The 9,939-nt window shown below is 41.3% G+C and carries 8 protein-coding genes; 4 read left to right on the top strand and 4 right to left on the bottom strand.

What is annotated here, in order from left to right; translation table 11 throughout:
• Positions 1 to 112: 112 nt before the first annotated feature.
• A complete protein-coding gene (locus tag HWQ37_RS34205; protein WP_292755780.1) occupies positions 113 to 1,240 on the bottom strand; it encodes a metallophosphoesterase family protein in 1,128 nt (375 codons plus the stop codon).
• Positions 1,241 to 1,660: 420 nt separating this feature from the next.
• Between HWQ37_RS34205 and HWQ37_RS34210 the strand changes: the two genes are divergently transcribed.
• On the top strand, positions 1,661 to 2,533 hold the full coding sequence (locus HWQ37_RS34210) for an S-methyl-5'-thioadenosine phosphorylase (protein ID WP_292755782.1): 873 nt from the start codon (positions 1,661 to 1,663) through the stop codon (positions 2,531 to 2,533).
• 232 nt (positions 2,534 to 2,765) lie between these two features.
• On the opposite strand, the gene HWQ37_RS34215 is transcribed toward HWQ37_RS34210, so the two are convergent.
• A complete protein-coding gene (locus tag HWQ37_RS34215; protein WP_292755784.1) occupies positions 2,766 to 3,365 on the bottom strand; it encodes a hypothetical protein in 600 nt (199 codons plus the stop codon).
• Positions 3,366 to 3,701: 336 nt separating this feature from the next.
• Here HWQ37_RS34215 and HWQ37_RS34220 point away from each other — a divergent pair, with 336 nt between their 5' ends.
• Complete coding sequence (locus HWQ37_RS34220; protein ID WP_292755786.1) at positions 3,702 to 4,622, top strand: lysylphosphatidylglycerol synthase domain-containing protein; 921 nt, start codon at positions 3,702 to 3,704, stop codon at positions 4,620 to 4,622.
• A gap of 16 nt (positions 4,623 to 4,638) precedes the next feature.
• Here the strand turns inward: HWQ37_RS34220 and HWQ37_RS34225 are convergent, their stop codons facing one another.
• Positions 4,639 to 5,961, bottom strand: coding sequence for a hypothetical protein (locus tag HWQ37_RS34225; protein WP_292755787.1), 1,323 nt, complete (start codon positions 5,959 to 5,961; stop codon positions 4,639 to 4,641).
• A 291-nt stretch (positions 5,962 to 6,252) separates the two neighbouring features.
• On the opposite strand from HWQ37_RS34225, the gene HWQ37_RS34230 reads away from it, so the two are divergent.
• Positions 6,253 to 6,915, top strand: coding sequence for a class I SAM-dependent methyltransferase (locus tag HWQ37_RS34230; protein WP_292755790.1), 663 nt, complete (start codon positions 6,253 to 6,255; stop codon positions 6,913 to 6,915).
• Between the two features lie 177 nt (positions 6,916 to 7,092).
• Here the strand turns inward: HWQ37_RS34230 and aroA are convergent, their stop codons facing one another.
• Positions 7,093 to 8,373 carry a 3-phosphoshikimate 1-carboxyvinyltransferase gene (gene aroA / locus HWQ37_RS34235; RefSeq protein WP_292755788.1) on the bottom strand — a complete coding sequence of 427 codons (1,281 nt, stop codon included), beginning with the start codon at positions 8,371 to 8,373 and terminating at the stop codon, positions 7,093 to 7,095.
• 217 nt (positions 8,374 to 8,590) lie between these two features.
• On the opposite strand from aroA, the gene obgE reads away from it, so the two are divergent.
• The gene (gene obgE / locus HWQ37_RS34240; protein ID WP_292755789.1) at positions 8,591 to 9,619 is read left to right on the top strand and encodes a GTPase ObgE; all 1,029 of its coding nucleotides are present in this window, start codon (positions 8,591 to 8,593) and stop codon (positions 9,617 to 9,619) included.
• Positions 9,620 to 9,939: the final 320 nt, after the last annotated feature.

Consider the following 9,939-nt stretch of genomic DNA (forward strand, 5'->3'; position numbering starts at 1 on the left):
CCAAGAGTTAGGAGTTTTGTTTATCCCCTTGTCTCCCTTGTCTCCCTTGTCTCCCCATGCCCTTCAGGAGTGCTGAGTATTGAATCACCTTCTAACTCCTAACTCCAAATTCCTAACTCTTATTCAGCAAAAGTGTGCTGTTATTATCAATCATCGTCAAATTTCCATTAGTGGCGATCGCACAGTTAGACTGTGATGCACTATATGTTTGAATGTAGCGCCGTACTTCTGGGGGAAAATGAGGGTAATCTAAGACTGCATCTCCATCGGCAATGGTTGCCCAGAAATCGCGCAAACCAGGAGCTAATTTTTTTGCCTGTGATAATGGTAAGTTTAATGGAGAGTGAGTTAGTAATTTGACTAAGAAAGGGAAAGAGCGATCGCCCATCCACTGCCTTGATGACTGTTGCAAGTCGGGGAACTCAGGTACTGACTCTACGCGATGGGATAAAATTTGCAACGATTCTTTACCTTGGTTATCCCGATGGAACTCTAGCACTCGGTAAGGGTGAGGATAGCTGACTAATGAACCAGTGGTAATATCGTATACTCCATCTGAGTAAGCAATATCCTGAACGTGCAAATGTCCGGTAAACACTAGCTTGACTCCGTAGCGCCTCAGCAATTGCAACAGTTCTGCTGAATTGGACAACATATAGCGATTTGCTAGTGGATGGTTCGATTGATTGGGCAAATGCTCCACCACATTATGATGCACCATCACCAAAACTAAGTCATCACCAGATGCCGCCAGGACCTCTTCTAACCACCGTAGCTGTTTGGCATCTAAACACCCGACTTGCTCACCTTGGTCATTAAAGGAGTTAGAATTTAGTCCAATTAGCTTAACTCCAGGCAGCAATTGACGAATGTAGTACATCTGCTGTGGATCGTCATAACCAAACTTCGTGTAATAGTAGGGAAAATCTGCAAAAGCAATTGATTGCTGATCGGCCAACAGTACAGGAACGTCATGATTACCAGGAACCACATAGACGGGAAAAGGTAGCTGGGCTAAACATTGTTGCAACCAAGCGTGGTTCTCTGGTTCACCGTGCTGGGTTAAATCTCCTGGCAATAACAAGAAATCTAAATCGAGTTGTGTTAAATGTTCTAGTACACTTTTAAATGCTGAGATACTTACTTCCACCAGATGAAATCGGCTCGGATGATCCCAGATTGTATGGGGAAGTGCCAAGTGTAAGTCGCTGACTACCGCGAAACGAAAATTGAGAGTCATTGATTTATGAAAACGTTAAAAGCAGGGTTTAAAATAAGCCTTTTCCCAAAAGTATAACCCTTACTTTCTCTCGCTGCTCAGGAGTATGTTTACTTAACAATTTGTATACATTATGCATCGATTATACACTATGGTGATAAGTGACTTAAGGGTTAATAATAACTATTTAATCTTCAAAAATTATCGGAAATTTGATTGCTAAAAATTATTAATTAACACTCGAATAACTGGGTGATGATTTCTATTAGAACGTAAACAAATAATTAATCGGTAATAATTCAATAGTATTAGTGGCACGAAATGCGATGTCTACGACGGGCTACGCCTACGCATAGCTCATCGTAGACATCGCTTTGTTTTCTGCTACTCCCCTTTTCGATAAAATAACTGAGTAGATCGGCAAGGAACAGGTTCAGAATCATGGCTCAAGCTAGTATTGGGATTATAGGTGGTAGCGGTCTTTACAAAATGGATGCCCTCAAAGATGTTGAAGAGGTGCGAGTCGAGACTCCTTTTGGTTCACCATCTGATGCTTTGATTCTGGGGACTTTGGATAGTACACGGGTAGCTTTTTTAGCGCGTCATGGTCGCAATCACACGCTTTTACCCTCTGAGTTGCCGTTTCGCGCTAATATCTATGCGATGAAGCAATTGGGTGTAAAGTATTTAATTTCAGCTAGTGCTGTGGGTTCCTTGAAAGCAGAGGCGAAACCACTGGATATGGTAGTGCCAGATCAGTTTATTGATAGAACGAAGAATCGGATTTCAACGTTTTTCGGTGAGGGAATTGTGGCTCACATTGCCTTTGGCGATCCGATTTGTAAGAATTTGGCTAGTGTGTTGGCAGATGCGATCGCATCTCTCAATTTACCAGAAGTGACTCTCCATCGCGGCGGTACTTATGTGTGCATGGAAGGGCCAGCTTTTTCCACGAAGGCTGAATCGAATCTTTACCGGAGTTGGGGTGCAACAATCATTGGGATGACGAATTTACCAGAGGCGAAGTTGGCAAGGGAAGCGGAAATTGCCTACTCAACTTTAGCGCTGGTGACAGATTATGATTGTTGGCATCCAGACCATGATAGTGTGACGGTGGAGATGGTGATTGGCAATTTGCTGCGGAATGCGGTGAATGCTCAAAAGGTGATTCAAGAAACTGTCCGGCGCTTGAGTGAAAATCCGCCAACCAGTGAAGCGCATTCGGCGTTGCAGTATGCGATTTTGACTCAGTTGGATAAAGCACCAGCAGCAACGAAGGAAAAGTTAAGGTTATTGTTGCAGAAGTATTTGTAGTATTTGTAGGTTGGGTTGAGGAACGACACCCAACACTCCGATCAATGTTGGGTAACGCGAAAGCTCAACCCAACTTACATCTAAAGATATCTATTAATGAAGTTTAAGATAATTCAACCTTATCTAAAAGTCAAACAAAGCCTGTGTATGCAGACTTTGTTTAAGTAGCCCCAGACTATACTATAAGTGTGTGGGCGCTTTGATATTTTTGCGACAGATTGAATGACTAATTTCAATCAACCTTTCTGACTGCTCCCTTCACTGCATCACCTGCATCTTCAGCTGTGCGCTTAACATTTTTACCAGCCTCTTTAGCCCCACGCTGAACATTTGTTGTCACGTCTTCAGTAGCATTCTGTGTATTACCCTTGATATTTTCAATTCCTCGCTGAGTCCCCTTTACAAGACCTTCCCGCAATTCATCAGCTGAACTACCAATATCTTCACCCAGGTTTTTTACTCTTTCACCAAGGGGTGTACCTTGCTGAAAATTGCGACCATATTGCTCTTTACTATCAATTCCCTTCTGGTCAATATTCTTTTGAGCATTTTTTACTAGCGCTTCAGCTCTGTCATTAGCAGCCTTTTCATCTACCGCTCTGGGATCTACATCACTAAAGTTATTCATCCCACCGGCAGGAGAATTCAGAGGATAATCTTTTGTAGAATCGGATCGCTCAATATTAGGTGCTTGAGAAGCAGACTGTGGTGGCTGTGCTGCTACCCCTGTAGCACCACAAGCCTGTGCCATAAATAAAAATACTCCTGCTAAAAAAACAGTTAAAACTTTCAAAGGACGAATATTTTTCAGCCAAGTCATTGCTTTTTTCATAGTTCTAACTCCTTGCATTTTTGTGACTAGTTAAACTTCAACCAGGATAGCATTTGGAATTAATTTTGTATCCCAAGCATTCAGAAAGAATAATAACTTTAATTAATGATACGAATAATTAAATAAGTTTTACCTCTAGCGCAAGTCACATTTTAATTAGCGCCAAAGTAATAATTTTATCTAACTATAGGAAGATATAAACTAAAATAATATGGTTGTTGCCAAAAGAGCTACATCAACTTGTTTGATACTTCAAAAGCTTTGGATATATAGCTAATGTCCCATAATATTTGAGGTATTTAGCCTTTGTTGCTCTACCGTTAAATGACTAAATTCATGAAGCAATTTTTGCGCTGGATAATTTTGGGGGGGACGCTGTTTTTTTTAGGAAAAGCTCTGAAGGATAATTGGCTTGAGGTGACAGCTATCCGCATTGATGGGGTAGGATGGGCAATTATGGCGATCGCTACAGGGGTAACTTTACTAGCTCATACTTGGGCTGGCTGGATCTGGACTTGGATTTTGCAAGAGTTAAATCAACCTGTATCATCTCGCCAATTCATCCAAGTTTACCTAAAAACGAACATCGCTAAGTATTTACCAGGCAATATCTGGCATCATTACGGGCGAATTGTCGCCGCCAAAAATGCTAATATTCCCACTGGTGCAGCTACCTTAAGCGTTTTGCTAGAACCCCTACTCATGCTAGCAGCCGCTTTAATCATCATTGTCTTATGCAGTAGCCAATTTGCGGCAGCGAATATAACCCTTGTTATCCAAATACTACAATTGCTGAGTTTAGCTGTAGTCCTTGGTGCAATTCATCCCTGGTTTTTGAACCCAGTTATTCGCTTTTTGTACAGTTTAAAAGCAAAAAAGTCTGCTGCTACTACTCAACCAATCGTTCCCTTCAGTGTTAAAAGTTACCCTTTACGCCCTTTGTTAGGGGAAGTGGGCTTTATGGGATTGCGCGCCACTGGGTTTATATTAACTATGTTCGCGTTGGGTTCCTGGAATGCGAATCAAATTCCTTTGTTGTTAGGGGCTTTTAGTTGCGCTTGGTTGTTGGGTTTTATTATACCGGGTGCGCCTGGTGGGTTAGGTGTGTTTGAAGCGACTGCGTATGAACTTTTACGACACCACTTTCCAGCTGCCTTAGTATTTAGTGCGATCGCTTTATATCGCCTCATTAGTATTCTAGCTGAAACTGCGGGTGCTGCCCTAGCTTGGTTAGATGAACGCCTTGCCAAATCATAAATCAATCAGGCAAAACTCATTTTTGTCTATCTACTTTCATCTGTGAAAACACACGATAACCATCCAGATTTAATTGCTGATTACTGGTTTGTTTTTCTTCTTCCATCTTAATCAAGTTATATTCTACATTTTCTGCATAAATTGCGAACGTGATATTAAAAATCTCAATAAATTTTATTAATCCTTTGCATTCCTCTTCCGAATATTTTTCGTAAAACCGAATCAAATGAGCCATCCGAGTTTCTAAATGTCTCCGAGAATTTTTAGAAATTAAAATAATCTTTAATAGTATAATTACCAAGGTAAGAGCATGACCTTGGTTAATTAATAAGACAAATAATTGCGAAGGCTCTTTACCATTTTCTATCGTAAAATAATCAATTACTCGATTACAGGTTCTCAATAATAGTTCTTTGGTGATAATTTCTTGATTATAATCCGTCTTCCATAATGATAAACTATGTGCAAACTGCTGCCGCCAATTTTCGACTGATTCTTGATTTTCTACAGAAAAAAATAGATATTTTTCTAGGTTTATTTTAAATTCTTTCAGGGTTTGATTTTCCGTTTGCTTGAGAAATATATGGGCAATATTATCATGACTAAACAGACCTCTTTTTAAGACAATTGCTTTGATTAAACGCAGAGCCTGATCTCCCAGAATACTGGGATTTTTATAGCGGGCTGTGCTGGAGACGGCAGATTGAGAACGAGCAATATACATTGCTAGTTCAAACTTAAATTTGTCTTTTATCTGTTTAGAAAGCCTTCTCGCAGCCTCTTGTTGCTCTTTGGGGTTCTTATCATTAACAGATTGATCGATTAATAAATAGGATGTGTAGCGATTAGCCCAATGACCTTTGGCTGAGTCTTCATACTTGGTAGCGAATAATTTCAGATCCTTGTAATCTTTGCTGTTGGCGAAATTCTCTAGCCAACTTTTACAAGTTTTTACTAGTGGAGGATTATTGTCATTAATTTTTAGATTATCATTAACAAATAAATTAACTAAGTCTTGGATATATTTATCTTTTCGGTTAGTTTTCCAATTATTAACTATGATATAACAACACCGCTTAAGTGTATTATATAATTCCTGTTCATTATCATCTAAAAAAACACTGTATATTCCAGGTATATAATCAGAATCTTCTGAATCAAGACCGTCTATAAATAAACCTTTGAATTCCCGTAAAACATCCTCTGGTGGTAATTTATTGACAATTTCCACAAAGAAGCTATAAACCTCCTCTTGGGCAGTTTGCACTTCTAGCTGTCTAGAGTTAGACGTAACACAATGGGGATTTTCCTGACTAATTGATAAACGATTAGCGGTCATTTCAGTTATCAGGACAAAAAGTCTTCCTGCTCATATTATTACTAGCTTAACCTTGGCGAACACTAGCATCAATCTATTCGTCAGAGATTCAGTAATCTTTTTACACAAATTTGATTAAATTAGACTATAAATAAAGTATTAAAGACAAATTGTTGAATTCTTCATAAAAAACTTCAGTGAAATTACTTATTTATAATTACAAAAGACCATACATAAGTAAGTGGGCGAGTTAATCTATCGAAGCCTTTGAGTATTTTAAAATATCCTGAGCGATCGCAATTCCCAATGCCCATGACAACTAAAACATTAGGACTCGAACAAAACCTCTACGACTATTTACTGTCAGTCTCTCTCCGAGAACCGGAAATTTTAACCCGACTCAGACACGAAACAGCCCAATATCCCATAGGAAGAATGCAGATTGCTCCCGAACAGGGGCAGTTTTTGGCGTTATTGGTGCAATTGTTGGGAGCTAAGAAAACCTTGGAAATTGGGGTATTTACAGGTTATAGTTCCCTAGTGGTGGCATTGGCGTTACCGACGGACGGTCAAGTTGTAGCCTGTGATATCAGTGAAGAGTTTACAACGATCGCTCGGCGCTATTGGCAGCAAGCAGGAGTGGCGGATAAAATTCAACTGCACATTGCTCCAGCTTTGCAGACTTTGGATCGGCTACTGGCAACAAAAGAAGCAGAAACTTTTGATTTTGCCTTCATCGATGCAGATAAGAGCAACTATGATAACTATTATGAGCGATCGCTGCAATTAGTGCGTCCGGGGGGATTGATTGCGATCGATAATGTCCTTTGGTCGGGCAAGGTTGCCAATCCCGAAGTGCAAGATAATAGAACTAAAAGAATTCGTGCCTTTAATCAAAAATTGCATCAAGATCAGCGAGTTAGTCTTAGTGTAGTAGCGATCGCAGATGGCTTAACTCTGGCACTGAAAAAGTAAGTTTATTGACATCTTGCACCAAAAGAGTGAAAATCATGAATTTGTTGAAATAGAGTTATAAAAAGCATCTGTATATTTTCCTCGGTTTTTAGTCCATTTTTAATGGACTTTTGCAATTAGACAGGGATTTACAATCCCTGGCTGGCTCTGGCTGGCTCTTATTGCTCTGGCTGGCTCTTATTGCTCCAACATTTGAAAGAATCGGGTAAAGTAATCTGGAAAAGTTTTGGCTGTACAACCAGGATCTTTAATTACAATGCCTGGAACCTTCAAACCAGTGACAGCAAAAGCCATCGCCATTCGATGATCGTGATAGGTTTCAATCGCCGCCGGGGTAACGGGGCCAGGTTGAATTTTTAGTCTATCTGCAAATTCTTCAACCTCAACACCTAGCCGCCGCAACTCTGTAACAACAGCTTTAATTCGGTCAGTTTCCTTATATCGAATATGTTCCACGTTCCGAATGGTAATCGGTGAACTGGCAAAAGGCGCGATCGCTCCTAATGTTTGCACTAAATCCGAGATATCATTCATATCAATATCGATGCCTTGCAATTGCTTCGGCCCCGTCACTTCGGTGTAATCATCCCCATCCTTTATTTGGCAACCCATCTGTTCTAAAACATTCAGCCAGAGAATATCACCCTGACAGGATTGTTTCGTCAAATGTTTTACCCGCACCCGTCCACCCGTAACGGCAGCGGCGGCAAAAAAGTAAGAAGCATTTGATGCATCGGGTTCTACTGTATAATGTTGAGCTTGGTAACGTTGACCTGCTTTGATTTTAAATTGGCGATCGCTAATTTGAATCACCTCCACGCCAAAATCTGCCATCAGACGACAGGTCATTTTGACGTAAGACTGAGAAACCAGCGTCCCTTCAACCTCAACAATTGTGTCTTGTTGAGCATAAGGCGCAATCATCAGCAGTGCCGAAAGTTGCTGACTTGTTTGGTTAGCCTTTAACCGAAAATTGCCGCCAGCGAATTGCCGACTATAGATGGTGTAGGGCATAAACCCGGAGTTTCCCTCAAAGTTAACGGTTGCACCACCCGTTTGCAGCACCGTCAACAAGTCGCCCATCGGTCGTTCTCGCATCCGGGGAACACCATCTAAGCGATATTCGCCATTACCCAATGCCACCAGCGCCGAAATAAACCGTGCTGCTGTACCTGCCAAACCCACAAATAAATCAGCCTGTTTAGCTGGAATGTCGCCTCCCCTTCCCGCCACTTTAATCTGTTCCAGCTGAGGATTCAAAGAAATGGGAATGCCCAACTGCTCAACGCATTTGGCAAAATATTCGCTATCTTCACTAAATAAGGCATTTTCTAAAATTGAGTCACCTTGCGCCAAAGCAGCGACAAGTAACGCCCGATTGGTAAGACTTTTAGAACCGGGAATTTCTACCGTGGCATCCACTGGCCGATTCAGAGCAGGAATTGCAATGGTATCCACTTTAAACCTCTACGTAGACGGTTAGCTACAACTTTATATATTGCCATATCTTGAGCAAAAGCAGCAGAGAACTAGGCAGTATGAGTTACAAGTAATAAAGTGAGGAATAAGATTTTAAAACTTATAAAAACTTATAATTTATAACTCCCCTATAACTCGCAACACATAACTTAGCACGGGTTAAACCCTAGCTATCCGCCAACAGGACTATAGAAAGATGCAATTTATCGATCAAGCAAAAATTGAAATTGAAGCTGGTAAAGGTGGCGATGGTATTGTCGCTTTCCGGCGAGAGAAGTACGTGCCGACTGGTGGTCCCTCTGGTGGTAATGGAGGACGGGGTGGCTCGGTATTTTTCGTTGCCGAAGAAAACCTCCAAACTTTGTTGGACTTCAGATACAACCATCGCTTTCAGGCAGAAAAGGGTACTCGTGGCGGGCCAAATAACTGCACTGGAGCAGCAGGAAAGGATTTAATTATCGAAGTTCCCTGCGGTACAACCATTTATGATGCTGAAACTGGCGAACTGCTGGGGGATTTAATTGAGCCTAAACAGAGTTTGCTGATTGCCCAAGGTGGTAAAGGCGGACTGGGAAATCAGCATTTCTTGAGTAACCGTAACCGCGCCCCAGAATACGCCCTCCCAGGATTACCAGGGGAAATAAAGCAGCTGCGCCTAGAGTTAAAACTTTTAGCAGAAGTGGGGATTATTGGCTTACCAAATGCTGGTAAATCCACTTTAATTTCATCTTTATCAGCTGCACGTCCGAAAATCGCAGACTATCCCTTCACTACCCTGATTCCAAATTTGGGTGTAGTGCGGAAACCGACTGGCGACGGTACTGTTTTCGCCGATATTCCCGGACTAATTGAGGGAGCCGCTCATGGGGCAGGTTTGGGACATGATTTCTTGCGCCACATTGAGCGCACGCGGGTACTACTTCACTTAATTGATGCCACTAGTGATGATGTGGTTAGAGATTATAACACAATTAAGGAAGAATTACAAGCTTATGGACGGGGTTTAGCAGAACGTCCGCAAATTTTGGCACTGAATAAAATTGATGCAGTCGATCGGGAAACTGTCGATTTGGAGGCGTTAGCCACCCAACTTAATCATCTCTCCTACGCCCCGGTTTTTGTAATTTCTGCGGTTACTCGCACCGGGTTAGAGCCGATGTTACAGGAAATTTGGCGAATTCTCGACCAAATCAAGGTTCCTGAAGAAGTGGAAGCATTTAGATAATTCGTAATTCGTAATTCGTAATTACTACTTTTAGAAGGAAAGTAGCTGTTGGCAGCAGAAATACTTTTTTTACTCACCGGATAAGGGACTTCCAAATAAAAAAATACTCAACTATTCTTTGTGGGGTGGGCATCTTGCCCGCCTTAGGCTGTGGGCGGGCAAGATGCCCACCCCACAAGATTGAATAATTTATTTGTTGGAAGTCCCTAAAGGTTTTAAAATTACGAATTACGTAGCTTGCTTTTCGCCAGAGGCGAGTATTATCAATTACGAATTATGCTGAGGTATTTTGGATCAGGGGAATCTTAATTACAAACTCA

The organism is Nostoc sp. NMS4, from assembly GCF_017115095.1.
Lineage (GTDB): Bacteria > Cyanobacteriota > Cyanobacteriia > Cyanobacteriales > Nostocaceae > Nostoc.

What these genes read in the sequence shown, in the direction of transcription:
- HWQ37_RS34205 (WP_292755780.1), bottom strand. Translation starts at nt 1,240, where the DNA reads ATGACTCTCAATTTTCGTTTCGCGGTAGTCAGCGACTTACACTTGGCA.
- HWQ37_RS34210 (WP_292755782.1), top strand. Translation starts at nt 1,661, where the DNA reads ATGGCTCAAGCTAGTATTGGGATTATAGGTGGTAGCGGTCTTTACAAA.
- HWQ37_RS34215 (WP_292755784.1), bottom strand. Translation starts at nt 3,365, where the DNA reads ATGAAAAAAGCAATGACTTGGCTGAAAAATATTCGTCCTTTGAAAGTT.
- HWQ37_RS34220 (WP_292755786.1), top strand. Translation starts at nt 3,702, where the DNA reads ATGAAGCAATTTTTGCGCTGGATAATTTTGGGGGGGACGCTGTTTTTT.
- HWQ37_RS34225 (WP_292755787.1), bottom strand. Translation starts at nt 5,961, where the DNA reads ATGACCGCTAATCGTTTATCAATTAGTCAGGAAAATCCCCATTGTGTT.
- HWQ37_RS34230 (WP_292755790.1), top strand. Translation starts at nt 6,253, where the DNA reads ATGACAACTAAAACATTAGGACTCGAACAAAACCTCTACGACTATTTA.
- obgE (WP_292755789.1), top strand. Translation starts at nt 8,591, where the DNA reads ATGCAATTTATCGATCAAGCAAAAATTGAAATTGAAGCTGGTAAAGGT.